Annotated in this window: 25 protein-coding genes; 20 read left to right on the forward strand and 5 right to left on the reverse strand. The window is 39.3% G+C overall.

Annotated features, from left to right (window positions below):
- Window positions 1-62: 62 nt before the first annotated feature.
- From UE46_RS07920 to UE46_RS07935, 4 genes are all read right to left on the reverse strand, one after another.
- Window positions 63-1,310, reverse strand: coding sequence for a glutamate-5-semialdehyde dehydrogenase (locus UE46_RS07920; protein ID WP_036062170.1), 1,248 nt, complete (start codon window positions 1,308-1,310; stop codon window positions 63-65).
- Window positions 1,307-2,134, reverse strand: coding sequence for a glutamate 5-kinase (gene proB / locus UE46_RS07925; RefSeq protein ID WP_036062172.1), 828 nt, complete (start codon window positions 2,132-2,134; stop codon window positions 1,307-1,309). The genes UE46_RS07920 and proB overlap by 4 nt, the downstream gene beginning before the upstream one ends.
- 103 nt (window positions 2,135-2,237) lie before the next feature.
- Window positions 2,238-3,428 (reverse strand): PrsW family glutamic-type intramembrane protease, encoded by a 1,191-nt coding sequence (locus UE46_RS07930; protein ID WP_036062173.1) that lies wholly within the window; start codon window positions 3,426-3,428, stop codon window positions 2,238-2,240.
- Between the two features lie 101 nt (window positions 3,429-3,529).
- The gene (locus UE46_RS07935; RefSeq protein ID WP_118907523.1) at window positions 3,530-3,943 is read right to left on the reverse strand and encodes a helix-turn-helix domain-containing protein; all 414 of its coding nucleotides are present in this window, start codon (window positions 3,941-3,943) and stop codon (window positions 3,530-3,532) included.
- 149 nt (window positions 3,944-4,092) lie between these two features.
- Here UE46_RS07935 and UE46_RS07940 point away from each other — a divergent pair, with 149 nt between their 5' ends.
- From UE46_RS07940 to UE46_RS08025, 18 genes are all read left to right on the forward strand, one after another.
- Complete coding sequence (locus UE46_RS07940; RefSeq protein WP_036062176.1) at window positions 4,093-4,308, forward strand: helix-turn-helix domain-containing protein; 216 nt, start codon at window positions 4,093-4,095, stop codon at window positions 4,306-4,308.
- 250 nt (window positions 4,309-4,558) lie between these two features.
- On the forward strand, window positions 4,559-5,512 hold the full coding sequence (locus tag UE46_RS07945) for a tetratricopeptide repeat protein (RefSeq protein WP_118907524.1): 954 nt from the start codon (window positions 4,559-4,561) through the stop codon (window positions 5,510-5,512).
- A 118-nt stretch (window positions 5,513-5,630) separates the two neighbouring features.
- Complete coding sequence (gene tig, locus UE46_RS07950; RefSeq protein ID WP_036062179.1) at window positions 5,631-6,926, forward strand: trigger factor; 1,296 nt, start codon at window positions 5,631-5,633, stop codon at window positions 6,924-6,926.
- A 441-nt stretch (window positions 6,927-7,367) separates the two neighbouring features.
- Window positions 7,368-8,627: an ATP-dependent protease ATP-binding subunit ClpX gene (gene clpX / locus UE46_RS07955; protein WP_036062185.1), complete on the forward strand. Its 1,260-nt coding sequence runs from the start codon at window positions 7,368-7,370 to the stop codon at window positions 8,625-8,627.
- A 206-nt stretch (window positions 8,628-8,833) separates the two neighbouring features.
- Window positions 8,834-9,433, forward strand: coding sequence for a signal peptidase I (gene lepB, locus UE46_RS07960; RefSeq protein ID WP_051493021.1), 600 nt, complete (start codon window positions 8,834-8,836; stop codon window positions 9,431-9,433).
- Window positions 9,434-9,585: 152 nt separating this feature from the next.
- A complete protein-coding gene (gene sipZ, locus UE46_RS07965; RefSeq protein ID WP_118907525.1) occupies window positions 9,586-10,125 on the forward strand; it encodes a type I signal peptidase SipZ in 540 nt (179 codons plus the stop codon).
- 11 nt (window positions 10,126-10,136) lie between these two features.
- Window positions 10,137-11,030, forward strand: a complete 894-nt coding sequence (gene ylqF / locus UE46_RS07970) for a ribosome biogenesis GTPase YlqF (protein WP_036062186.1) — start codon at window positions 10,137-10,139, stop codon at window positions 11,028-11,030.
- The gene (locus UE46_RS07975) at window positions 11,005-11,781 is read left to right on the forward strand and encodes a ribonuclease HII (protein WP_036062187.1); all 777 of its coding nucleotides are present in this window, start codon (window positions 11,005-11,007) and stop codon (window positions 11,779-11,781) included. Before ylqF ends, UE46_RS07975 begins: the two co-directional genes overlap by 26 nt.
- Before the next feature lie 155 nt (window positions 11,782-11,936).
- Window positions 11,937-12,803, forward strand: coding sequence for a DNA-processing protein DprA (dprA, locus tag UE46_RS07980; protein WP_036062188.1), 867 nt, complete (start codon window positions 11,937-11,939; stop codon window positions 12,801-12,803).
- A 278-nt stretch (window positions 12,804-13,081) separates the two neighbouring features.
- Window positions 13,082-15,160, forward strand: coding sequence for a type I DNA topoisomerase (gene topA, locus UE46_RS07985; protein ID WP_118907526.1), 2,079 nt, complete (start codon window positions 13,082-13,084; stop codon window positions 15,158-15,160).
- Window positions 15,161-15,285: 125 nt separating this feature from the next.
- The gene (gene trmFO, locus UE46_RS07990) at window positions 15,286-16,590 is read left to right on the forward strand and encodes an FADH(2)-oxidizing methylenetetrahydrofolate--tRNA-(uracil(54)-C(5))-methyltransferase TrmFO (RefSeq protein WP_036062189.1); all 1,305 of its coding nucleotides are present in this window, start codon (window positions 15,286-15,288) and stop codon (window positions 16,588-16,590) included.
- Between the two features lie 224 nt (window positions 16,591-16,814).
- Window positions 16,815-17,747: a tyrosine recombinase XerC gene (xerC, locus tag UE46_RS07995; RefSeq protein WP_051493023.1), complete on the forward strand. Its 933-nt coding sequence runs from the start codon at window positions 16,815-16,817 to the stop codon at window positions 17,745-17,747.
- A gap of 21 nt (window positions 17,748-17,768) precedes the next feature.
- Window positions 17,769-18,302, forward strand: a complete 534-nt coding sequence (hslV, locus tag UE46_RS08000) for an HslVU peptidase proteolytic subunit (protein WP_036062193.1) — start codon at window positions 17,769-17,771, stop codon at window positions 18,300-18,302.
- A 14-nt stretch (window positions 18,303-18,316) separates the two neighbouring features.
- On the forward strand, window positions 18,317-19,714 hold the full coding sequence (hslU, locus tag UE46_RS08005; RefSeq protein WP_036062195.1) for an ATP-dependent protease ATPase subunit HslU: 1,398 nt from the start codon (window positions 18,317-18,319) through the stop codon (window positions 19,712-19,714).
- Window positions 19,715-19,735: 21 nt separating this feature from the next.
- Complete coding sequence (gene codY, locus UE46_RS08010) at window positions 19,736-20,515, forward strand: GTP-sensing pleiotropic transcriptional regulator CodY (protein ID WP_036062197.1); 780 nt, start codon at window positions 19,736-19,738, stop codon at window positions 20,513-20,515.
- Between the two features lie 96 nt (window positions 20,516-20,611).
- Window positions 20,612-21,031, forward strand: coding sequence for an acyl-CoA thioesterase (locus UE46_RS08015; RefSeq protein WP_036062198.1), 420 nt, complete (start codon window positions 20,612-20,614; stop codon window positions 21,029-21,031).
- A gap of 18 nt (window positions 21,032-21,049) precedes the next feature.
- Window positions 21,050-21,370 carry a hypothetical protein gene (locus UE46_RS08020; protein WP_036062201.1) on the forward strand — a complete coding sequence of 107 codons (321 nt, stop codon included), beginning with the start codon at window positions 21,050-21,052 and terminating at the stop codon, window positions 21,368-21,370.
- Window positions 21,364-22,230, forward strand: coding sequence for an aldose 1-epimerase family protein (locus UE46_RS08025; protein WP_036062203.1), 867 nt, complete (start codon window positions 21,364-21,366; stop codon window positions 22,228-22,230). The genes UE46_RS08020 and UE46_RS08025 overlap by 7 nt, the downstream gene beginning before the upstream one ends.
- 41 nt (window positions 22,231-22,271) lie before the next feature.
- Here the strand turns inward: UE46_RS08025 and plsY are convergent, their stop codons facing one another.
- Entirely contained in the window at window positions 22,272-22,865 is a 594-nt protein-coding gene (gene plsY, locus UE46_RS08030; protein ID WP_036062204.1) for a glycerol-3-phosphate 1-O-acyltransferase PlsY, read from the reverse strand.
- A 191-nt stretch (window positions 22,866-23,056) separates the two neighbouring features.
- On the opposite strand from plsY, the gene UE46_RS08035 reads away from it, so the two are divergent.
- Both UE46_RS08035 and UE46_RS08040 read left to right on the forward strand, forming a co-directional pair.
- On the forward strand, window positions 23,057-24,358 hold the full coding sequence (locus tag UE46_RS08035; protein WP_036062205.1) for a purine/pyrimidine permease: 1,302 nt from the start codon (window positions 23,057-23,059) through the stop codon (window positions 24,356-24,358).
- A gap of 79 nt (window positions 24,359-24,437) precedes the next feature.
- Window positions 24,438-24,857 (forward strand): CoA-binding protein, encoded by a 420-nt coding sequence (locus UE46_RS08040; RefSeq protein WP_036062206.1) that lies wholly within the window; start codon window positions 24,438-24,440, stop codon window positions 24,855-24,857.
- The last annotated feature ends 166 nt before the right edge of the window (window positions 24,858-25,023 follow it).

The raw sequence follows: 25,023 nt of genomic DNA on the forward strand, positions 1-25,023 counted from the left end.
CTGTATCAACGACGAATATAGCAAAGAAGCGTGGATTTCTATAGTCCACGCTTCTTTGCTACTTATTCGCGAATCTGCCCTTCGCCATAAATAATATATTTTGTAGAAGTTAGCTCGTTCAATCCCATTGGACCGCGAGCATGCAGTTTTTGAGTGCTAATGCCAATTTCAGCGCCAAAACCGAACTCAAAACCATCTGTAAATCGAGTGGAGGCGTTCACGTAAACAGCAGCCGCATCGACTTGTTGCAAGAATTTTTGACTTGTAAAATAATTATCCGTCACGATAGCTTCGGAATGTTTTGTTCCGTACGTATTAATATGGTGAATCGCTTCGTCCACGTCAGATACGACCTTAATCGCTAAAATATAATCGGCATATTCCGTCTCCCAATCGAGCTCTGTTGCCAGAATCACATCAGGCGAAATGGCTACGACGTGTTTATCACCTCGAACTTCGACATTTTCTGCGCGAAGACGTGCAATAATTGTAGGCAAAAAGTCACCGGCAACAGCTTCATGAATGAGCAATGTTTCCGCAGCATTACAAACCGATGGGCGACTTGCTTTTGCATTGACGATGATTTTTGTCGCCATTTCTTGTTGCGCTTCTTTATCAATATATACATGGCAATTACCAGTTCCAGTTTCAATAACCGGCACCGTCGCATTTTCAAGAACAGCCTGTATCAAACGCGCGCTGCCACGCGGAATCAGTACATCAAGGTAAGCGTTCAATTTCATCAATTGCTGTGCTGTTTCTCGTGACGTATCTTCTAGAATCTGGACAGCATCAGCTGGGAAATCAGAAGCACTCAGCGACTCACGAATGACTTTCACGAGTGCGAGGTTAGAATGAAATGCTTCACTACCACCACGAAGAATCGTTGCATTTCCAGTTTTGAAACAAAGAACAGCTGCATCAACAGTAACATTGGGGCGCGATTCATAAATAATCCCGATGACACCAAGAGGGACGCGCTGTTTTCCGATGGTTAGATCAGCTTCATTTTTCCACATATGCACAACTTCGCCAATCGGGTCAGCGAGAGCGGCTACTTGCTTCACTGCCTTCGCTATATCCTGGATTCGTTCAGGCGTTAGTCGTAACCGGTCAAGCATGGCGTCTCGCACACCGTTATCAGAAGCCGTAGCTAGATCCTTCTCATTTGCAGCTAAAATTATGTCCGTGTTCGCCATTAATGCAGTAGCTAACGCTTGTAAGGCCTCGTTTTTTGCCTTCGTTTTTGCTTGCCCTAAGATAAAAGAGGCAGCCTTCGCTTGTTTTCCCATTTGAATAAGTGAGCTCATCGTTTATTTTCCCCCTTTACCATGTTCCTAGCAGCAAACAAAGTACCAATAGGATCCCCATTCATAATATCAAAAATAGTGCTAGGATTATTTCCGTTTGTTAAAATCATTTTCCCTCCGTTTTTCAGGACTCGGTGGGCAGCAGTGAGTTTAGTGAGCATCCCACCAGTTCCAAATTCAGATCCTTTTCCACCTGCGAGTGCTTGTAAAGCTGGTGTGATTTCAGCGATTTCAGTAAACATAGTCGAATTAGGATTTTCCGTTGGATCACTGTCATAAAAGCCGTCAATATCAGAGAGCATAATCAATAGATCGGCCTGGATAACCCCTGCCACAATTGCAGATAATCGATCATTATCTCCAAACTTAGTCAAATGCTCAATTTCTTCAATAGCGACCGTGTCATTCTCGTTCACGATAGGAACAATGCCGTTTTCAAGTAATTTATTGAACGTATTTATGACATTTTTACGGCTTACTGGATAATCGATCACATCACGCGTAAGCAATACTTGTCCAACGATATGCCCGTATTCACCGAAAAATTTACTATAAATATGCATTAGTTCACTTTGTCCGACCGCAGCAATTGCCTGTTGTTCAGGAATCGTAGTGGGGCGGGTATCAAGTTGTAATTTATGACAGCCAACACCGATAGCGCCAGAAGATACGAGCACAACTTCCTTGCCTTCATTACAAAGGTCACTCAGAACCATCGCTAATTTTTCAATAGTGCGTAAATTTATATTGCCATTCGGATACATGAGCGTACTAGTCCCAACTTTGATGACAATCCGCTTGCAATTTTTTAAAGATTCCCGCATAAGATGATTCTCCTTTTAGCTCAAATTATATTTCATTCATTGTACACTATTTCCGAGGACAAAAAAACCCATTCTATCAAAAAAGATAGAATAGGCGCTAACTTTATGCTTTGGCAGGTTTTTTAGCCGAGATTTGGCGTAAACCTTTATTGATAAGAGAGAAGATAACGATCCAAACAACAATGATAAGTAACACTTGTTTGAATGCGAATTGTGGAAGTGGATCCCACGGGCAATCCCAAAGGAAATGAAGTCCAATTGGAATGATGAACAAGCTGAGGAATTTACCACTAAAAATATGACGCATTCTCAGTTTTGGATCAGAGCCCATTGCAATCATCAATGCAGCACCAGAAATTGCGGCCCAAACAACGTGACCACCAATCGACTGCCAACCACGAGAGAAGATAATATTTAACATCGTATCTCCGGCGAAATGAATATTTTTAAATACAGCGGCTGCTTCAAGGCTATAGTTAAACGCATAACCAAGCGATTCGAATGCTGCGAAACCAGCGCCAACCGCGGCACCAATTAATAATCCATTCAAAATGTATTTCGGTTTTAAAGCAACAATGAAGAGTGCAACGATGACCATTTTCCCAGTTTCTTCAATGATACCAACTAAGAAAGCGTTAAAATAGTTCAATTTACCAACTGGAATAACATCATAAAGAATTAAAGTCGCGACAAGTGCTGCTACACCACCGATAAAGAACATTTTTAACACGTCGAAAAAGCTGATGTTCCGCGGGGCATTGACTTCAAAAAACAGAACAAGTACCGAAAAAGGAACCGTGAAAGATCCGATAACCATCAAACCAGGTATCGTGTTTGAATTGGCGAAAATGTAAGTACAAGCGAATAAAAGAAAATAAGTAATTGTTAAGGCAAAGAAAACTCTAGAGAAAAGAAAAGGCCTAGCCCAACTAGAAGCAATATCTTCCTCCTTTGGTGTTGTAAAAGTCGTTCCAGCAATAAAAACTTTTTCACTATCCGATTTTGAATGTTTTTTGAAGACATCGGCGAAAACATCACCCAGCCCTAAATGTTGCGCCCCATTTTTTTCATGAGGATGATGATTCGGAGCTTTGGTACTACTTGATTTAGGATCATGAGCATCGTGAATCTTTAGAAAAATTTCGCTATCTTTTAAAAGCATCCATTCCCCGTCCTCAAGGTGCTTCACCGTCGTTTCGGCAGTTAGTTCCTTTCTTTTGTAAAGCGTTCGTACTTCGTAATCTGTTAATGGACCAATTGTCTTGTCATTTTTTTTGAAAAACCAATGAGACAAAAGGATCGCCTCCCTTATTTTATATTTATAGTCTCTACCTAATTCCACTAAATGATCAAGTTGAAACTTAAAAAGAGAGAAAAAAACAGACTATATAAATTCTAGTCATTTCTATTTAAACTATTATTAAGACTACGTGCTTGATTTAATAAGAAAACGATGGAGTCATCTAGATATTTGATAACTTCTGAATGCAGCATTTTTTTATCTAATTGCAAATCATTTTCAAAACGGAGACTTTCTCTTATATCTTCTAATTTATTCGCAATGTCTGGGCGTTTTTCAATTTCACTTGGTTTGTAATCAGAATCATTCCGTTGACCAATCAAATAATCTACGGAAACATCAAAAATGATAGAAATGTGTCGTAGCATGTCGATATCTGGTTCCCGAATACCATATTCCCAGTTGCCATAGGTTGATGTTGCGTTAAGTCCGAGTCGTCTCGCAGTTTCAGCTTTTGACCAACCTTTTTCTTCTCTTAAAACAGTTAGTCGGTTGTTTAATTTCGGCATTATATCACTCCTTTTAGAAGTTAGTATACCATAACTTACACAAAACAGATACTTTCTTACACAAAACGACTCTTATTGATTTGACAGCCTCTTAAAGAGTTGATACTATTGTCAAGTAAACACAAATTGAGTAGAATGGAGCGATGGTTATGACAGCGGTTGTAGAGAAGAAAATCAATTGGGCAAAAGTTCGAAGCAGAAGAGAATCACTAGGTATTTCGCAAGCATTTATTTCAAGGAAAATGGGTTACAAGTATAGTTCGGGCTATAGCAACTTGGAAAAAGGTATGGTAAGGTTATCAGCTGAAAAAGCGGCCGTTTTAGCTGATATTCTTCACTGTAAACAAGAAGATTTCTTTAAATAAATAACTCGATTTGTGTTGTTTTCTCTTGGGAATATTAGAAGTAGGTGCTATCATTACGAAGGTTATTTCAAAAAAGTACACAAAAAACGTGGTGGGTAGCCGCGTTTTTTGTGTGCGCTAAAAATTATAATACTTAAATTCAAAAAAGCATACTATATGAGAGTGAAATCGTGTAGAATAGAAACAAATAACAATACTAACTTCTGTAGCTAGTATTACAAAATGGATCTATTGTGAGGAGTTTTTAGTTATGAAAGAGTCAGATATTATTTTCCCTTCTATAGTTGAGACCTTTTTAAAACAGGGAATGAACAGCATCGATGAGCAAGAAGCAGCAGATATTCATCAATTTTTAGAGATGGTATATGCGGAGCAACCATGTAATGAAAAAGCTGTCTATGGATTAATTAAAATTTATAATGCTAAAAAAGAATTTGAGCAGGCAAAAGAAATTGGGCAGTCTTTTATCATGATGGATGGCTATAATAAAGATATTCTAGGCGAATTATCCATCACGTTTCTCTCGCTAAACCAAATGGATACTTATTTTAGCCTAGTTAAGCAGCATTTAGAAAAAGAGGCTCAATTGGAGGATGTTCCAAATGATGATTTTTCAGAGGAAAGCAATGTTATCCCTTTCCCTAAAAAAATAAAACCGCGTCGCAACATCCAGAATTTTTTAGAATGGGGAACTGCGGAGCAATTGGAATTTTTGCAACAGGCTAGATTCCACGATATTGATTCGTATTTGGAAGCTTTTCAGATATTCTTGAAAGACGCAGAAACATCACCTTACGTGAAATCAATGGTCTTTGAACTTTTGCAAGAAAAGAACGTTGATACTGTATTTCGAGTGAAAAAATTGGGATTAGAGGGGGATTTTAATCCGAGTAAGGTATCGGTATTAACTGACGATCCATTCACAAAGGAGCTAACAGGGGCGCTAACAAAGCGTTGGGAACATGACAACCCAAGCTTTTTAGAACAGTTACTCGTGATCGTTCAATTGCATTTATTTATTATGTATCCATTTCAGATGCCATCGAAAGACGTAGCACTTTGGAGTGAGGCGTATAGCAGTTGGTTATCACAATTGTATGGTGAAGAACCCAGTGAGAATGTAGCGATAAACCCAGATGAATTATTAGAAGCTAAGCGCTTTATCGAGAAAATGGAGAAGGTGCAGCAAAATTATCTGCTTTAAGAAGAGGATTGTTGTTTTCAAGTAGATAAGTTTTATGTTATTATGTATGAGTGTGACTGAAATAAGTATTGAGTAATCAAGACTATTAACCAGTAAATAGATGTATGGAGGGAATACCATGTCAGTGAAATGGGAAAAACAAGAAGGTAATGTTGGTACATTAACTTTCGAAATCAATCAAGATCAAATTAAAGTAGGAATGGACAAAGCGTTCCAAAAAGTTCGCAAAAATCTAAACGTACCGGGCTTCCGTAAAGGGAAAGTTCCTCGTCAAATTTTCAACCAACGTTTTGGTGAAGAAGCGCTTTATCAAGATGCTTTGGACATCATGTTGCCAGAAGTTTATGCTGCGGCGATTGAAGAATCTGGCATCGATCCAGTGGATAACCCACAAATCAATGTCGAATCAATGGAAAAAGACGCTGCTTGGGTATTAACAGCAGAAGTTACTGTGAAACCTGAAGTGAAATTAGGCGACTATAAAGGCGTTGAAATCGAAGCGCGTGATTCTAAATTAACAGACGAAGAAGTGGATGCTGAACTTAAGAGCATGCAAGAACGTCAAGCTGAATTAGTCGTTCGCGAAGATGCTCCAGCTGAGGATGGCGATACAGTTGTTCTTGATTTTGAAGGATTTAAAGACGGTGTTGCTTTTGAAGGCGGCCAAGCAGATAACCACTCACTTGAATTAGGATCTGGATCGTTTATTCCAGGTTTCGAAGAGCAAGTTGTTGGTCTTAAAGCTGGCGACGAAAAAGACATCGAGTTAACTTTCCCAGAAGAATATCACGCAGAAGATCTTGCTGGTCAAGCGGTAGTATTCAAAATCAAAGTACACGAAGTTAAAACAAAAGAAGTTCCAGAACTTGATGATGAGCTTGCAAAAGACATCGACGAAGAAGTGGAAACTCTTGCTGAACTAAAAGAAAAAGTTGCAAAACGTTTACAAGAAGCAAAAGAAGATAGCGTAGCGCAAGCAAAACAAAACGAAGCGATTGAAAAAGCTGTAGAAAATGCAGAAGTGGACATTCCACATTCAATGGTACATCACGAAGCGGACCACATGATGGAACATTTCGCGCAAGATCTACAAGCACAAGGATTAACTCCTGAGCTTTACTATCAATTCACTGGTCAAACAGAAGAAGCGATGCACTCGCAAATGGAAAAAGACGCAGAAAAACGCGTTAAAACAAACTTAGTTTTAGAAGCAGTTGCTGAAGCTGAAGGCATTACGCCAACAGAAGCAGACATTGACGAAGAAGTTAAAACACTTGCTGACAAGTACAGCATGGAAGTAGATGCAGTTCGTGCAGCATTAGGCGATATGAACGAATTGAAATCTGATCTTAAAATCCGTAAAGCCATTGATCTTTTAGTAGAAAATGCTAAAGAAGTCAAAGCAGCAGAGTAATAAGAGCAGTTTTACAGTTTACTAGTATGTTTGGGAGGAGCATGAGTTTAACTTATGCTCCTTTTCGCTGGGATTATCATGTGAGATAAGTAATCATGTAACCCATCAATGGAGCTTATCTGCCGGTTTTGGAATTATTGCTTTGTTTCTTCGTGAAGTATGGAATATATAGATAATGTGATCTCTAATTCTTGCGTTTATTGGCGCTTACTGCCTTCGGATCCAGCTTCAACAGCCAGCCCCTCGAAATTTTCGTGGCCTCCGAAAAATCCAAAAGAGGGATTTGTCTGCGCCCTCTAACAAATTTTTTCGGATCTAACGGGCTGTTTCAGCTTTTCTGTTGGCAATTCTCACAAACTAGTGATATGATAAACAGACATAAGCTTGGACTTTTAAAGGCATAACGCTTATGAAAACACTTAATTAGAAGGGGTGAAAACCTTGTTCAAATTCAATGAAGAAAAGGGATCTTTGAAATGTTCCTTTTGTGGCAAAACGCAAGACCAAGTTCGCAAATTAGTTGCAGGACCTGGCGTATATATTTGTGACGAGTGTATCGAATTATGCAACGAAATTATCGAAGAAGAATTAAATGTGTCTGAATTTGTTGACTTTGGTGATGTGCCAAAACCTCAAGAGATTCGTCGTATTTTAAGTGATTATGTTATTGGGCAAGATCGTGCTAAAAAAGCTTTAGCAGTAGCGGTTTATAATCACTATAAGCGTATCAATTCCAATGAAAAATCTGATGATGCGGTAGAGCTTTCTAAAAGTAATATCTGTCTAATCGGACCAACAGGTAGTGGTAAAACATTGCTTGCTCAAACATTGGCACGACTTTTAAATGTTCCGTTTGCTATTGCAGACGCTACAAGTTTAACAGAAGCGGGCTATGTCGGGGAAGATGTTGAGAATATTCTTTTGAAACTCATTCAAGCGGCTGATTTTGATGTAGAGCGTGCTGAAAAAGGTATTATCTACATTGATGAAATTGATAAAGTTGCGCGTAAATCTGAGAATCCTTCTATCACTCGTGATGTTTCTGGGGAAGGAGTGCAACAAGCCTTACTCAAAATTTTAGAAGGTACTGTTGCTAGCGTTCCTCCACAAGGTGGGCGTAAACATCCTCATCAAGAATTCATCCAAATCGATACAGGAAATATTCTGTTTATCGTTGGTGGAGCATTTGACGGTGTGGAGCAAATCGTCAAAAACCGTCTAGGCGAAAAAGTCATCGGTTTTGGTACGGAAAACGAACAGTTAAAAGAAGATGAAACGTATCTTTCTAAAGTTGTTCCAGAAGATTTGTTGAAATTTGGTCTAATTCCTGAATTCATAGGACGTTTACCAGTTATCGCAACGTTGGAGCAGTTAGATGAAGAGACATTAGTTTCCATTTTAACAGAGCCAAAAAATGCACTTGTGAAGCAATATCAGAAAATGCTAGAATTAGATGATGTAGAGCTCGAATTTGAGGCTGAAGCGTTATCTGAAATTGCGAAAGAAGCGATTGCTCGTAAAACAGGGGCACGTGGACTTCGTTCTATCATTGAACATATTATGCTAGAAGTGATGTTTGAGATACCTTCTCGCGATGATATCAAGAAATGTATCATTACAAAAGAAGCGGTTACGGGCGAGGCAGAGCCACAATTACAACTAGAAGATGGATCCGTTATACCAATAAAAACATCCGCATGATGGAATGCATAAAAACGCTAAGTCCAGAATTTGGATCTTAGCGTTTTTCTTTTTGTAAATGGGGTAAATAGTATGTAAGTTAAACCAAATTTATTAGAAATAGATTAGAATTGCTACTAATCAGTATATTTTGCTGTTTTTTCTAAAGCTTTTCGTGCTATACTCAATTAGTATTTAGTAGTAATTGTAGAGAGGAACTAGAGGATATGGATAGTGAGACTAATGAGACTAAAAAAACTGGTCGTGGCAAGGGTAAGGCGATATGGGGATGGGTGCAAGTAATCCTGGTCGCTGTTATTCTTTCTATGGGACTTCGCTATTTTGTGATTTCACCGGTTACAGTATTTGGAGATTCAATGTACCCAACACTCCGTGATGGAGAGCACTTATTTATTAATAAAGTAACAGGTCCAAATCGATTTGACATTATTGTATTCCCTGCACCAGATGAAAAAGATACCGAATATATTAAACGCGTTATCGGTTTGCCAGGTGATACAGTAGAGTATAAGCAAGATCAACTGTATATCAATGGTAAAAAATATGATGAACCGTATTTGGATGAAGAAAAGAAAGACTTAACTAATGGATACTTAACGACACTAAATGATGGCGCACAAGGTAATCCTAACTTCTCCTTAGCAACGATTCCAGCGTGCGGAGGGGCAACAAAGGTTCCTGAAGGCAAATTATTTGTTTTAGGTGATAATCGTCCAATTAGTAAAGATAGCCGTTATATAGGCTTTATAGACGAGGATAAGGTACTTGGAAAAGTTATTTCGTTCGGAAAATCGCTACAAAAATAAGGACGCAATTGTTTCTTTAATAGTGTGATTTTATCAGGAAGCTTGTACAATATGTGCAAGCTTTTTGCGTTGGAGTAGTGTATACTTAAAAATAGCGAAAATGAAAAGCAGAGGGTGATAAGACCAACAAGAGGCTTAAGGGAGATGGTATATTGAATGAAAAAAAATTAAAATTAGTATGGAGCTGGACTTGGGCTATTGTACTAGGGCTATTTATTACGTTGCTTATCCGGTTTTACTTATTTGTACCAGTCATGGTGGATGGTTCGTCGATGATGCCCACATTGCATGACGGGGATCGCGTCATTATAAATCGATTTGGCAACGTGGATCGTTTTGACGTGGTTATATTTAAAGATGAAGGCAGGGAATACGTGAAGCGCGTTATTGGTTTGCCTGGTGATGAGATAACCTACAAAAATGATGAGCTATACGTTAACGGGAAGAAGCAGAATGAATCATATTTAGATACGTATAAAAAGCAGTTGGGGAATGGTTTGCTAACCGATGATTTTAGTACAAAAGATCTCATTCCAAGTGGTGTTGTACCCAAAGGAACTGTTTTTGTATTAGGAGATAATCGTCGAGCTAGCAAGGATAGCCGTATTATGGGGCCAATTCCAGAGTCAAAAATACTTGGAACAACCCCGATATGTTATTGGCCACTTGAACATGCAAAGTTTATTAAATGAAGGAGTTAATTATGACAATACAATGGTTTCCGGGTCACATGGCAAAGGCCCGTCGTGAGGTAACAGAGAAATTAAAATTGGTAGATGTGATATTTGAATTAGTGGATGCGCGTATTCCGTATTCCTCATCTAATCCCATGTTAGAAGAAATTATTCATCAAAAGAGACGGGTGATTATCTTAAATAAAGCAGATACAGCAGATGAAAAAATAACGCAGGAGTGGATCGATCATTTTGCTGAGCGTGGTTTACCTGCTGTTGCGGTTAATGCTCAAGAAGGTAAAGGAATGCACAAAATTGAACGCGCCGCAGAGGCACTAATGGCAGAGAAATTTGAACGGCAACGCAGTCGTGGTATGAAACCAAGAGCCATTCGAGCAATGATTTTAGGCATTCCAAACGTTGGAAAATCGACATTAATTAATCGTTTGGTTAAGAAAAATATCGCTAAAACTGGGAATAAGCCAGGCGTAACGAAAGCGCAACAATGGATCAAAGTTGGTAAGACATTAGAACTTTTGGACACCCCTGGGATTTTATGGCCAAAGTTTGAAGATCAGCGCGTTGGATATAAATTAGCACTTACAGGAGCAATCAAAGATGATTTGCTACACATGGAGGATGTTGCAGGATACGGTTTACGTTTTCTAGAAGAATTTTATCCCGAAAAATTACATCACTGGCTACAAATTGAAGCTTTACCTGAAGAAACAACAGAAGTTTTAGCGATGATTGCCGAGCGCAGAGGTATATTTGATCGTTATCGTGATCCAGATTATTCAAGAGCTGCAGAATTGTTAGTCAGGGAGATGCGGCAGGAAAAAATGGGGCGAGTCTCGTTTGATTTTCCAAGTGATTTGTTAGTGGAGGATGAAGCAGATGACGGAAAAGATAGCAATAATTAAAGAAAAGTTGCAACATATTGAGTCTGAAAATGATCCTTTTTTCCAAGCTTGTTTATTAGATGAACGCAAAGGTGTTGCAAAATTAATTGCATCTTTTCGCAGAGAACAGGCGAAAAAAGAGATGCTATATGAGCAATTAAAAACAATGAAACAGTACGAAAATGAAGCTAGAGTAAACGGTTTTAAAGTGATTGCCGGTATTGATGAAGTCGGTCGTGGGCCGCTTGCTGGGCCGGTAGTCGCTGCAGCCGTGGTGTTGCCAGAGAATTTTAATATAATTGGTGTTAATGATTCGAAACAGCTAAATGAGGCGAATCGGGACCGGTTATTTGATGCGATTATGGCGGAAGCGATTGCGGTCGGAATCGGGATTAAATCGCATGAAGTAATTGATGATGTTAACATTTATGAGGCGACAAAATTGGCTATGGCAGAGGCTATCGATGCGCTTCCGGTGACACCAGATTTTTGTTTAATCGATGCCATGCCCTTAAAGCATTGTGAAAACGAACTTTCCTTGATAAGAGGCGATAGTAAGAGCGTGTCGATTGCGGCGGCCTCTATCATTGCAAAAGTGACACGTGATCGCATGATGGTAGATTTTGATGCTGCTTTCCCAGGTTATGGATTTGCTAAAAATATGGGTTATGGCACCAAAATTCATCTTGAAGGCTTAGAAAAACAGGGCGTTTGTCCTATTCACCGACTCACTTTTGCCCCAGTTAAAAATATTTTTTTAGCAACTAAATAGTAGTTGAAAAAGCAGTAGTAGCCTATGAATTTTCCTTTTCCCAAGAAGAAAAGTCAATTTTCATATGTAGTACGGCTTTTTTTGTTTTTTTGATACAATTTACAAAAAGGAGATGGAGGGGTACGATAAGTTAAAAATAAAGGAGATAACAGCATATGAAAAACTGGTTATTGCACATGAAATATTGCCCTTCCCTATCAGTAAAACAGTTGGGAAAACTGTGGCGTGAAATCGAAAAAGATAGGTTGAAACGATTATCTGCTCATGATATAGCGGCTTTTTTAGAAATGAAAACGGATCAACATGAACGCTTTCAAAGAGAATTTGCGCTCTTTGATTTGGCCACTGTAATCAAAGAACTAGAACAACATCAAATTGGACTTCTTTCTATTGAAGATACTTGCTATCCTTCGTTATTACGCGAGATATATGATCCGCCGTTACTGCTGTTTACGAAAGGAGATCTAGATTTATTAGCATATGAAATGCTTGCGGTAGTAGGAACACGTAAAATGAATGAACATGGAAAAGAAATAATTTCAAAATTAGTTGGTCCGTTATGTCAGAACGCTTTTGTCATCGTGAGCGGTTTAGCATTAGGCGTTGACGCACAAGCTCACAAGGAAGCAATTCGAACTGGTGGTAGAACAATAGCTGTTATTGGGAGTGGATTCCTTCAATTTTACCCACTCGAGAATACAGCGCTTTTCGCAAATATTGCAGCAAACGGCTTAATTCTTAGTGAATATGCACCACATATAACGGCAAGAAAATGGCACTTTCCCGAGAGAAATCGTATTATTAGTGGACTTTCTGTTGGGACATTAATTATTCAAGCGGAGAAAAGAAGTGGCTCGCTGATTACAGCAGATGCTGCACTTAATCAAAATCGTGAAGTTTTTGCTGTACCAGGAAATATTTTTGAACCTGTGTCTATGGGAACAAATAATCTTATTCAACAAGGAGCAAAATTGGTAACAGAAGTAACGGATATAATGGAAGAACTGCGTCAATATGGATAAAATTCTGTTTTTTAAGTGATTAGACTTGCATTTCTCCCGTATTTGAGATAAGTTGGCTAAAGAATCAACATTATTCCAAAGATATAAAAAAACAAGTTGGAATAAAAATGGATTGACAAATAGCACAACTAAGGATAACATTTACTACTGATTACATGTTCTATTTTTGTAATTGGAGTTGGAGACTATTTAAAATCGGAAGCTGAATGTCGGAAAAGAAATGTTCTGACGCGCTCCGCTGTCTTAAATGCGTATCCCAAATGAGGGAGGAATTAACAATGGCTGATTATTTAGTAATAGTAGAGTCACCAGCAAAAGCAAAGACAATCGAGAAATATCTAGGTAAGAAATACAAAGTGAAAGCATCGATGGGACATATTCGTGATTTACCGAAGAGTCAAATGGGTGTCGATACAGAAAACAATTATGAACCGCGCTACATTACGATTCGTGGTAAAGGTCCTGTCTTAAAGGAACTTAAACAAGCGGCAAAAAAAGCGAAAAAAGTTTATCTCGCAGCCGATCCAGATCGCGAGGGTGAAGCAATTGCTTGGCACCTTGCGAATAGCCTTGGACTCGACCAAACAGAAGAACTACGTGTTGTCTTTAATGAAATCACCAAGGATGCTGTAAAAGAATCCTTCAAACATCCGCGGAAAATTGATATGGACTTAGTAGATGCGCAACAAGCCCGTCGTATATTAGATCGTCTTGTTGGGTATAATATTAGTCCTATTCTATGGAAGAAAGTTAAAAAAGGACTAAGCGCAGGCAGAGTTCAATCCGTTGCTTTAAAGCTAGTCATTGATCGTGAAAATGAAATTAAAGCCTTTATACCAGAAGAATATTGGACAATTGATGGCAATTTTAAAAAAGGCAAGAAAGAATTCCAAGCCAATTTTTATGGTGTGAATGGCAAGAAGAAAAAATTATCGAATGTGGATGATGTCAAAGAAGTGATGTCAACCATTAAAGGCAAAGAATTCGAAGTTATCGATGTTGTGAAAAAGGAACGACTACGAAATCCAGCTGCTCCCTTTACAACTTCATCCTTACAACAAGAAGCTGCTCGTAAACTGAATTTCCGTACACGTAAAACGATGATGTTGGCGCAACAATTGTATGAAGGTATTGCTTTAGGCCGACAAGGAACTGTAGGTTTAATAACGTATATGCGTACAGATTCCACGCGTATTTCTGATACTGCAGTACAGGAAGCTTCTAATTTTATTACCGAAACTTATGGTAAAGAGTTTGGCAGAACACAAAAACGAAATGATAAAAAAGCAAAAGGCTCTCAAGATGCCCATGAAGCTGTACGTCCTACAAGTGCCATGAGAACGCCTCAAGAAGTGAAGGAATACCTTGGACGTGATCAACTAAGGTTATACCGTTTGATCTGGGAAAGGTTTATAGCGAGCCAAATGGCACCAGCTGTTTTAGATACAATGCGTGTCGATCTAGATAACAATGGCGTGATGTTCCGAGCAAATGGTTCAAAGATTAAATTTGCCGGATTTATGAAAGTTTACGTTGAAAGTAATGATGATAATAAAGAAGAGAAAGAAAATATTTTACCAGATTTGAAAAAAGGCGATAAAGTGGAATCACAATCACTCGAACAGCGCCAACATTTCACACAGCCACCACCACGTTTCACGGAGGCTCGTTTAGTTAAAACGCTAGAAGAAGTAGGCATCGGAAGACCTTCTACGTATTCACCTACTTTGGATACGATTCAGCGTCGTAACTATGTTTCTTTAGATAATAAGCGTTTCATACCAACAGAGCTCGGTGAAATTGTCCATGAATTGATTCGTGATTATTTCCCAGAAATATTAGATGTGAAGTTTACAGCTAATATGGAAGCAGAATTGGATGAAGTAGAACATGGTGATATGCAGTGGGTTCAGGTTATTGACCAATTCTATCAGGGTTTTGAGAAGAATGTAGAACGCGCAGACAAAGAAATGGAAAAAATTGAAATTAAAGATGAGCCTGCGGGTATTGATTGTGATCTTTGTGGTGCGCCAATGGTCTTTAAAATGGGCAAATACGGTAAATTCTTAGCATGTAGTCGATTCCCAGATTGTCGTAATACAAAACCAATCGTCAAAGAAATTGGGGTTACTTGTCCGAAATGTAATGAAGGGCAGGTCATCGAACGTAAGAGTAAGAAAAAACGTATTTTCTACGGTTGTGATCGTTACCCTGCATGTGATTATGTGTCATGGGATAAACCAATTGCTCGTCCTTGTCCGAAATGTAATGAGAAGGCCCTTGTTGAGAAAAAACTCAAAAAAGGTGTTCAGATTCAATGTACAAACTGTGATTACAAGGAACAGCCACAACAATAGAAACAAAAAATTATAAATAGATAGAGTCAATGGAGGCTGGGCTATACTTTTTTTCCGAATGTGCGTATTTTTCGCCTATTTGGTTGGGTATGTCCCAGACTCTATTGTTCTGCTGGGAGGATAATATGGAGAAAAAAGTAAATGTAATTGGAGCAGGACTTGCAGGTAGTGAGGCGGCATGGCAACTAGCAAAACGTGGAATTAAGGTAGATTTATATGAAATGCGTCCTGTAAAGCAAACGCCAGCACATCATACAGATAAATTTGCAGAATTGGTTTGTAGTAATTCGCTAAGAGCCAATACAATGACAAATGCTGTCGGGGTTATTAAAGAAGAGATGCGTTTACTGGATTCCATTATTATCGAGGCGGCGGATCAAGCTTCGGTTCCTGCGGGTGGGGCATTAGCAGTTGATCGTCATGAGTTTTCAAGCTATGTGACAGAAAAAGTGAAGGAACATCCAAATGTAACGGTTCATCATGAAGAAATTACGGAAATACCTGAAGGGCCAACAATTATTGCTACGGGCCCCTTGACTAGTGAAGCTTTAGCTAATAAAATAAAAGAGTTAACTGGTGAAGAATACTTGTATTTTTATGATGCTGCAGCACCGATTATTGAGCAAGATAGTATTGATATGGACAAGGTATATTTGAAATCTCGCTATGATAAAGGAGAAGCGGCCTATCTTAATTGCCCGATGACGGAAGATGAATTTTATGCTTTTCACGAGGCGCTTGTGACTGCTGAAACGGCAGAGCTTAAAGAATTCGAAAAAGAAATTTTCTTTGAGGGATGTATGCCGATTGAAGTTATGGCGAAACGCGGTTTTAAAACGATGCTATTCGGACCTATGAAACCAGTAGGCTTAGAAGATCCTAAAACTGGTAAACGTCCGTATGCTGTCTTGCAATTACGCCAAGATGATGCGGCTGGAACGCTCTATAATATGGTTGGGTTTCAAACACACTTAAAATGGGGCGATCAAAAGCGTGTGTTCCAAATGATCCCAGGTCTTGAAAACGCTGAAATTGTACGTTATGGCGTGATGCATCGTAATACATTTATTAATTCGCCAAAAGTGCTCCTGCCAACCTATCAGTTAAAAGCACGTCCTGATTTATTCTTCGCTGGTCAAATGACAGGGGTAGAAGGTTATGTTGAGTCAGCGGCAAGTGGTCTAACTGCAGGGATAAATGCAGCACGTTTCGTTCTTGAGCAAGATTTGGTCGTGTTTCCTCCAGAAACAGCGATTGGAAGCATGGCATATTACATTACGAACACGAATACAAAAACATTCCAACCGATGAATGTTAATTTTGGACTGTTTCCAGATTTGCCTACGAAAATTCGTGCTAAACAAGAAAGAAATGAGCAACATGCGAATCGCGCTATCGAGGCAGTGAAGAAAGTTATTCCCAATATTTAATAAAATAGATGATATGGCTTTCTGGTATAATAAAGCCATATCGTCTTGTTTTTGGCAGTTAAGGGAAATAATTACTGATATATTATGAACAAACTAAATAATGGGATATTTTACAGAAGCGCATACCTATAGGTTCTATCCTTTAATTTACACTTTCTAGGTTCAATTCGAAAGGTTGCGAAAAATGTATAAAATTATTGCAACATCACACCATGTGTGATACGATGGACTTGTTTGAGAGGTGTATAAATGTGACGACAGGGCGAAATTGGGAGCAGGAATTTAGCGATTACTTAAGCACTGAGCGCAATTATTCAGAACATACCAATATTAATTATCTTCATGACATTCATGAATTTTCTCTTTTCATGGTGGAAGAAGCTATTAAAAACTTTACAGATGTGAAATATATGGACGTTAGGCTTTATCTCACGCGCCTACGCAAACAGGAATTTGCTCGCACAACAGTCGCTAGGAAAATTTCAAGTTTGCGCAGTTTCTATGCCTTTTTATTGCGAGAAAAAGTTATAGATGAGAATCCCTTTGCATCGGTAACACATGCGAAGAAGCAATTACGCTTGCCAAAGTTTTTTTATTCGCAAGAGATGGAAGCATTATTTGATGTAGTTTATCAGAATAATGAGCCGCTTACATTGCGAGATCGAGCTTTGCTTGAGTTATTATACGCTACTGGAATTCGTGTGAGTGAATGTGCTGGAATTCTATTGCCTGACATTGATCAAACCTATCAAGCCATTTTAATTAGGGGAAAAGGAAACAAGGAGAGGTACGTTCCGTTCGGTGCGTTTGCGCTAGACGCTGTGAATGATTATACAAAAGATAGTAGAGAGATTCTGATGTCTCATTTTGGTAAGGATCATCAATCGCTACTTATTAATCATTATGGTGATCCATTGACGGCGAGAGGAATTCGTTATTGTTTAAGTAGAGTGATTGAAAAAGCGGCATTAACGAGAAAAATTCACCCGCACATGTTGCGTCACACTTTTGCGACGGACTTGCTTAATAATGGTGCCGATATGCGAACGGTGCAAGAACTTTTGGGACATGCCAGCCTTTCTTCAACGCAAATTTATACACATGTTACGAAAGAACATTTGAAGGAAACTTACATGAAGCATCATCCCCGAGCTTAGTATATTAGAAACGGAGGCGTATTGACTTTGACAACTATATTTGCAATTCGTCATAATGGCCACTCTGCTATGGCAGGAGACGGTCAGGTGACTCTCGGAAATTCAGTCGTGATGAAACATACAGCCAAGAAAGTAAGACGTCTTTTTCATGATAAAGTCGTGGCAGGCTTTGCGGGTTCTGTTGCCGACGCATTTACACTTTTCGAGAAATTTGAGGGTAAATTAAATGAATATAATGGGAACTTAGAACGTGCGGCGGTCGAGCTTGCTAAGCAATGGCGCAGTGACAACGTGTTGCGTAAATTAGAAGCCATGCTTATTGTGATGAATGACGAGAAATTACTCTTGGTTTCAGGTACAGGAGAAGTGATCGAACCAGATGATGGTATTTTAGCAATAGGATCTGGTGGGAATTATGCGTTAGCAGCAGGTCGTGCGATGGTGCGATTTAATGGCAATCAGTTCGAGGCAAAAGACATCGCTCGGAATGCACTTGATATTGCATCGGAAATCTGTGTGTTCACGAACGATAACATTATTGTAGAAGAAGTGTAGAGGAGGGACTCAATTTGTCAAACACTAATTTAACACCGCGCCAAATCGTTGAGAAACTAGATCAATACATTATCGGACAAACTGGTGCAAAGAAATCTGTTGCTGTTGCTTTAAGGAACCGCTATCGTCGTTCTTTAATGGCTGATGATATACGAGATGAAGTTATTCCTAAGAATATTTTGATGATTGGGCCGACTGGTGTCGGGAAAACAGAGATTGCCCGCCGAATCGCGAAGATTGTCCGCGCGCCTTTTTCAAAAGTAGAGGCGACTAAATTTACAGAGGTTGGTTATGTGGGCCGTGATGTTGAATCAATGGTACGCGATCTTGTAGAGGTTTCGGTTCGCCTTGTTAAAGAGGAGAAAATGCAACTGGTTCGAGTGAAAGCTGAGCAAAACGCAGAGAAACGTCTCGTCAAGTTGCTAGCTCCAAGCAAGAAAAAAGAAAAACAAGCGACGCAAAATCCGCTAGAGATGCTTTTTGGTGGTGGAAATCAGCAACAAGAGGAAGAAACGGAACCAGAAGATGATACAGTACGCTCTAAAAGAAGTCAGATTGAATGGCAATTGAAGAATGGTGATCTGGACAATGATATCGTGACCGTAGAAGTCAAAGAACAGCAAAGTCCGATGGCAGGTATGTTCCAAGGCAGTGGCATGGATCAAATGAGCGGAATGCAAGATGCTTTTTCGGGACTTTTTCCTGCGAAAATGAAGAAGCGTAAAGTTACGGTGAAAGAAGCCCGCAAAATTTTGTTTGAAGATGAGGCTTCGAAGCTGATCGATCAAGACGAAGTATCTTCGGAGGGTATTTTACGGGCAGAACAAATGGGTATTATTTTCATCGATGAGATGGATAAAATAGCAAGTGGTCAAGGTGGGGGCAATGCGCAAGTTTCTCGAGAAGGCGTGCAGCGTGATATTTTACCGATCGTAGAAGGGTCGCAAGTGACGACTAAATACGGAACGGTGAACACGGAGTATATTCTTTTCATAGCGGCTGGGGCGTTTCATATGTCTAAACCATCGGATCTTATTCCAGAGCTACAAGGGCGTTTCCCAATTAGGATTGAGTTAGATAAATTATCCCAAGAAGATTTCGTTAAAATTTTAACGGAGCCGGATAATGCGCTAATTAAACAATATAAAGCATTGCTGAAGACAGAGGATATTGAACTTATTTTTACGAAGGAAGCCGTAGAGCGGTTAGCTGAGATCGCTTTTCACGTCAACCAAGAGACGGACAATATCGGTGCCAGAAGGTTGCATACGATTCTAGAAAAACTACTAGAAGATTTGCTTTTTGAAGCGCCTGAGATTACACTCGAATCAATAACTGTAACAGAAAGTTATGTGAATGATAAATTAGCTACAATTATGATGGATAAAGATTTGACGCAATTCATTTTATAAAAATTTTTAGGAGGACTAATAATGAATTTATTAGCAAAAACAAGAAAGATTAACTCAATGTTACAAAATGCAGCAGGAAAAACGGTAAACTTTAAAGAAATGGCGGACACGTTAGCAGACGTTATCGAAGCAAACACATATGTTGTCAGCCGTAAAGGTAAACTTTTAGGTTATTCTGAAGTTTTACCAATTGAAAACGCACGTATGAAACAAATGTTAGTAGAGCGCCAATTCCCAGAAGAATATACGAACAGTCTTTTCAATGTAAATGAAACGTCTTCTAACTTAGAGGTTTCTAGCCAATACACCGCTTTCCCAATCGAAAATAGTGATCTTTTTGTCAAAGGTTTAACGACAATCGTTCCTATCGTTGGTGGCGGAGAACGTCTTGGTACATTGATTCTTTCTCGTTTAGAAAATGATTTCACAGATGACGATTTGTTACTTGCTGAATATGGCGGAACGGTTGTTGGAATGGAAATCTTACATGAGAAAGCAGAAGAGATTGAAGAAGAAGCGCGTAGTCGTGCGGTTGTTCAAATGGCGATCAGCTCGTTATCCTATAGTGAACTGGAAGCGATTGAGCATATCTTTGATGAATTAAACGGAAAAGAAGGACTTCTTGTAGCGTCTAAAATTGCGGATCGTGTCGGTATTACCCGTTCTGTTATCGTAAATGCACTTCGTAAATTAGAGAGTGCTGGCGTTATTGATTCTCGTTCTCTAGGAATGAAAGGTACATTTATCCGTGTGCTAAATGATAAATTCTTAGTAGAATTAGAAAAATTAAAAAACCATTGATCTGAAAAAATAAATATAGAGACTTCTGCGATTATTATAATTGTGGAAGTCTTTTTTGCGTGGTAGAATGGGAATGTGATAAGGAGGGGAAGTAAAATGAAGTATCATGAGTCAACCATTGTTGTGCGTTATGCCGAGACAGATCAAATGGGGATTGTGTATCATGCGAACTACCTCGTGTGGATGGAGATTGGACGTACTGATTTTCTGGAAAGTATCGGACTGCGCTATTTCGATATGGAGCAAGAGGGTTATATTTCACCGGTGCTGGATGTGCATATTTCGTATAAACAAGCGATGAAATATGGTCAAAAAGCAGTTGTGAGGACGTGGATTAAGTCGTATGATGGTTTTCGAATCATTTATGGTTATGAAATTAGGGAAGAAGGCGGCGAGCGTATACATATTTCTGGTGAGACGGAGCATATCGCTGTTCGAAAAGAAGATTTTAAGCCAGTAAGTACAAGGCGTACTTTCCCTGCATGGCATGAGGCGTATTTAGAGGCGATGAAATAAGAGTGGTGGTGATGAGATATGGCTTTTGGCGTGAAACGTGCAGAGCTCGAAGCGTGGAAAAAGCGAGCAGATAGTGGTGAAATAGCTTTTTTAACGCATTACTGGCTTGATGAGCGCTTTCCTGACTCAAAAACGGTGACAAAGGTTGCTTGTGCAAATCTAGAGAAACTCGAGGCTTGGGGCGCGTCCTATGGCTTCAAACCGGAATGGATTGATAAGCGCCATGAAGGCTATCCTCACTATGATTTATTTGGAGAAATACAATGGAACGTACTAAAAAAAGAGGGTATATGGGACCAAATTGAGCGGTTTCATCTGAAAGGTGATGCAGAATGTTAAAATTAGAAAATGATGCTTTATTAGTAGAATTAAAAGAAGATGGTGCCGAATTAACACGGATATTTGATAAGAATTCGGAAAAAGAATTTTTGTGGCATGGTGATGCAGAATTTTGGTCAAGGCGTTCTCCGGTACTTTTCCCAACAGTGGGTCGTTTGGTCGAGGACACGTATTTCGTTGAGGGCGAGGCTTTTCATTTGGGACAGCATGGTTTTGCACGTGATCGCGTATTTAAAGTGAAGGAACAAACGGAAACGTCGATTACATTGCGCTTGGAATTTGATGCGGAATCGCTCACAATTTATCCATTCCGTTTCGCTCTAGAGATTTCGTATCTATTGGAAGGCGGAACAATTCATGTAGGTTATCATGTCCTTAATTTAGATGATAAAACGCTCTATTTTTCAATTGGTGCACATCCTGCGTTTAACATTCCATTCGTTGCAGGAGAGTCATTTGAGGACTATTACCTCGATTTTGGTGTAGAGGAGAACTTGGAAACGTTGGCGCTTGATGGGCCTTATTTATCTGGTGAAAAGAAACCAATCGCGATGGCTAGAAAGTTAGCGTTAAATTATGATTTATTTTCAAATGATGCGCTGATTTTTGAAGGTTTAGAGAAAAATGAGATCGCAATTCGTTCGCGTAAAAACCGCCATTTTGTGAAGGTGAGATTCCCAGAATTTAAATATGTGGGGCTTTGGACTCCAAAACCAGGCGCGCCGTTTTTGTGTATTGAACCGTGGTTTGGTATTGCAGATTCGAAAGGGAATTCAGTTGAGTTGAAGGATAAATTAGCGATGGAAACACTAGAGGTTGGCGCTGATTTTTCAAGTGAATACACGATTACAATTGGATAATAAAAAATCTGGGCGCGATACATGCCCAGATTTTTATTTTATTACATCCACGTTATTTTTGGTTCTTCGCCTTTTTTGATGCGTTTAATATTTGGGATATGACGATAGATGATGAACGCCGCAATCGCTGCTATAATCCCGACTAAAATCCAATCAGAGAAGAATAACGAGATGAGTAAAGCGCTTGTTGCTGCGATCATGGAGCTAAGGGACACGTATTTGCTGATTTTCAGAGATAGTGCGAATATTAATAATGCCGCCAGAAATAGCCAAGGTGCGTAAGCTAAGATCACGCCTGCAGAGGTCGCGACGGCTTTTCCACCTTTGAATCTTGCGAAGATCGGGAAACTATGACCGATGATAGCAAACACGCCAGTTAGTAACCAAAAATGGTGGTTAACATCTAGCTGGAAGAAGAAAGGTAACAATGTTGCTGCTGTTCCTTTTAGTATATCCATCAGCGTAACGACGATACCAGGTTTGATTCCAAGAACACGGAACGAATTCGTAGCACCTAAGTTACCACTGCCAAATTCACGAATATCTTTCTTATAAAAAAATTTGCCAATCCATAAACCAGATGGGATGGAACCAAGAATATATGCGATAAAGCAAAGTAAAATTATCATTTCCATTTGTTTAGAAACTCCTTTTAATTCGAACTATGTATCCTCGCAATTATAGCACAAAAACATGGGATAGAATACCGTAAACTTTCTATTATTTCATGGACTTTTGAGGGGAAGTCGCGTAAAATAGGAAAATGGAAAGAGTTTATTTATAGACGGAATAATTAGAAAATAATACAAAGAAAGAGGGTTTTTAAATGAAAATGGGAATCGCTGCCTTGCAGTGGATGATTTTCATGATTGCTGCTGCGATCGTAGCGCCAATCGCCATTGCGGACTTATACCAATTAAGTGCTGCGGATACGGCGGGCTTTATGCAACGAACAATTTTTGTACTAGGAATTGCTGGGTTGCTTCAAGGGCTACTCGGACATCGCTTGCCGATACATGAGGGTCCAGCGGGATTGTGGTGGAGCGTATTCACGATTTATGCAGGATTTATTGGAGTACTATATACGTCAAATATTGAGGCTTTACAAGCTTTATCGGGTGGTTTACTTGTCAGTGGTGTATTCTTTATTATCTTGGCTGTAAGCGGATTTATCGGTGTTTTGGCCAAGTTATTTACGCCGACCGTTACGTTTGTCTACTTAATGCTACTCGTATTACAGTTAAGCGGCTCCTTTATAAAAGGGATGTTCGGTATTTCAGCTGATAGTCCAACGATGGATCCTTGGATGGCACTCTTGAGTTTCATTGTTGTTGCAGCAACGTTTGCTTTTGGAAGATCTAAAATTTTATGGTTACGTCAATATTCGGTTATTTTTAGTTTACTACTTGGTTGGGGATTATTTTTAATTGCAGGGAAAGCGCCAACTGTGAGTGAGGCGCACGCTTGGTTTGACTTGCCGAAAATGTTTGCTTTTGGTGTACCCACTTTTGATTCAGGTGTCATTACGACTGCCATTTTTATCACGCTATTACTTATCACGAATCTAGTTGCTTCGGTGCGTTTGATGGAAGGTATTGTGGATGGAGATAAAACGAGCGATCCAAAAAGATACAAGCGTGGCGGGTTCATTTCTGGTATAAATCAACTTCTTGGTGGCGGGTTTTCAGCTATTGGTTCGGTTCCCATCTCTGGAGCGGCGGGCTTTGTAGCGCAAACTGGCCAAAAATCATTGAAACCATTTTTGATTGGGTGTTTGTTAGTTAGTGGTATTACGCTATTTCCACCAATTATGAATGTGATGAGTGCATTGCCAGCGCCTGTAGGTTATGCGGTGACATTTGTGTTATTCTCGAATATGGTGGTGATGGCGTTAAAGACGCTTAAAAATGTGACGATTGGGGAAGATAACGCGTATCTTGTGATTGGTATTTCCCTTATGTTAGGTGTAGGCGTGATGTTTTTATCACCCGCTGCAACAAAAGGATTACCGGCCGCTGTGATCGCTGTTTTAAATAACGGTCTGATTATCGGAAGCGTTTTTGCCATTATTTTAGAACAGTTTTTCTTGTTTCGAGAAAAAGGTGCGAAATCAAAAAAAGTTCGCTGATTCACAACGTTTATTCTTTTTAATATTTGCTATTTCCCCTCTTTATCCGCTATGATAGTGCTATAGGAGGGGATTTTAGATGGCAATTTTGAATCCTGAAAGATCGGAAATTCATCAGATTTTGAAGAAAGCAAAGCGAATCGCAGTTGTTGGACTCAGCGATAATCCAGAACGTACATCCTATCAAATATCAGAACGTATGCAACAAGAAGGCTATACGATTATTCCTGTGAACCCGCTAGTGGACGAGGTACTTGGTGAAAAAGCGGTAGCAAGTTTAGCCGATATTGAAGGGCATGTAGACATTGTTGATGTTTTCAGACGCTCTGAATTCTTACCGGAAATTGCAATTAAATTTGATGCTATCGATGCGGATGTTTTTTGGGCACAATCGGGCGTTTCAAACGAAGAAGCGTATCAATTTTTAAAAGAAAAGGGCCATACAGTCATTATGGATCGCTGTATTATGGTGGAGTATTTGCTTTCTGGTAAGGGATAATGGTAGACTAGATAAATAGTTTGCAACGGAAGCCTCTTTTTTTAGGGGCTTTTGACTTGTAAAAAAACATATATTTTAAAATGAAGTCGAATAGGGCTTTATTAATTTAGATGATAGTGCTATCCTGTTAAAGTAGTTGCTACTCGAACGGAAGTGTTTGAATAGC

Origin of the sequence: Listeria weihenstephanensis, from assembly GCF_003534205.1 — a bacterium.
In the GTDB taxonomy this organism is placed as follows: Bacteria; Bacillota; Bacilli; order Lactobacillales; family Listeriaceae; genus Listeria_A; species Listeria_A weihenstephanensis.

What these genes read in the sequence shown, in the direction of transcription:
- UE46_RS08020 (WP_036062201.1), top strand. Translation starts at nt 21,050, where the DNA reads ATGGCTTTTGGCGTGAAACGTGCAGAGCTCGAAGCGTGGAAAAAGCGA.
- UE46_RS08015 (WP_036062198.1), top strand. Translation starts at nt 20,612, where the DNA reads ATGAAGTATCATGAGTCAACCATTGTTGTGCGTTATGCCGAGACAGAT.
- UE46_RS08025 (WP_036062203.1), top strand. Translation starts at nt 21,364, where the DNA reads ATGTTAAAATTAGAAAATGATGCTTTATTAGTAGAATTAAAAGAAGAT.
- UE46_RS08035 (WP_036062205.1), top strand. Translation starts at nt 23,057, where the DNA reads ATGAAAATGGGAATCGCTGCCTTGCAGTGGATGATTTTCATGATTGCT.
- dprA (WP_036062188.1), top strand. Translation starts at nt 11,937, where the DNA reads ATGAAAAACTGGTTATTGCACATGAAATATTGCCCTTCCCTATCAGTA.
- trmFO (WP_036062189.1), top strand. Translation starts at nt 15,286, where the DNA reads ATGGAGAAAAAAGTAAATGTAATTGGAGCAGGACTTGCAGGTAGTGAG.
- lepB (WP_051493021.1), top strand. Translation starts at nt 8,834, where the DNA reads ATGGATAGTGAGACTAATGAGACTAAAAAAACTGGTCGTGGCAAGGGT.
- codY (WP_036062197.1), top strand. Translation starts at nt 19,736, where the DNA reads ATGAATTTATTAGCAAAAACAAGAAAGATTAACTCAATGTTACAAAAT.
- topA (WP_118907526.1), top strand. Translation starts at nt 13,082, where the DNA reads ATGGCTGATTATTTAGTAATAGTAGAGTCACCAGCAAAAGCAAAGACA.
- UE46_RS07945 (WP_118907524.1), top strand. Translation starts at nt 4,559, where the DNA reads ATGAAAGAGTCAGATATTATTTTCCCTTCTATAGTTGAGACCTTTTTA.
- UE46_RS07975 (WP_036062187.1), top strand. Translation starts at nt 11,005, where the DNA reads ATGACGGAAAAGATAGCAATAATTAAAGAAAAGTTGCAACATATTGAG.
- ylqF (WP_036062186.1), top strand. Translation starts at nt 10,137, where the DNA reads ATGACAATACAATGGTTTCCGGGTCACATGGCAAAGGCCCGTCGTGAG.
- UE46_RS08040 (WP_036062206.1), top strand. Translation starts at nt 24,438, where the DNA reads ATGGCAATTTTGAATCCTGAAAGATCGGAAATTCATCAGATTTTGAAG.
- UE46_RS07920 (WP_036062170.1), bottom strand. Translation starts at nt 1,310, where the DNA reads ATGAGCTCACTTATTCAAATGGGAAAACAAGCGAAGGCTGCCTCTTTT.
- UE46_RS07940 (WP_036062176.1), top strand. Translation starts at nt 4,093, where the DNA reads ATGACAGCGGTTGTAGAGAAGAAAATCAATTGGGCAAAAGTTCGAAGC.
- plsY (WP_036062204.1), bottom strand. Translation starts at nt 22,865, where the DNA reads ATGGAAATGATAATTTTACTTTGCTTTATCGCATATATTCTTGGTTCC.
- xerC (WP_051493023.1), top strand. Translation starts at nt 16,815, where the DNA reads ATGGACTTGTTTGAGAGGTGTATAAATGTGACGACAGGGCGAAATTGG.
- UE46_RS07935 (WP_118907523.1), bottom strand. Translation starts at nt 3,943, where the DNA reads ATGCCGAAATTAAACAACCGACTAACTGTTTTAAGAGAAGAAAAAGGT.
- proB (WP_036062172.1), bottom strand. Translation starts at nt 2,134, where the DNA reads ATGCGGGAATCTTTAAAAAATTGCAAGCGGATTGTCATCAAAGTTGGG.
- tig (WP_036062179.1), top strand. Translation starts at nt 5,631, where the DNA reads ATGTCAGTGAAATGGGAAAAACAAGAAGGTAATGTTGGTACATTAACT.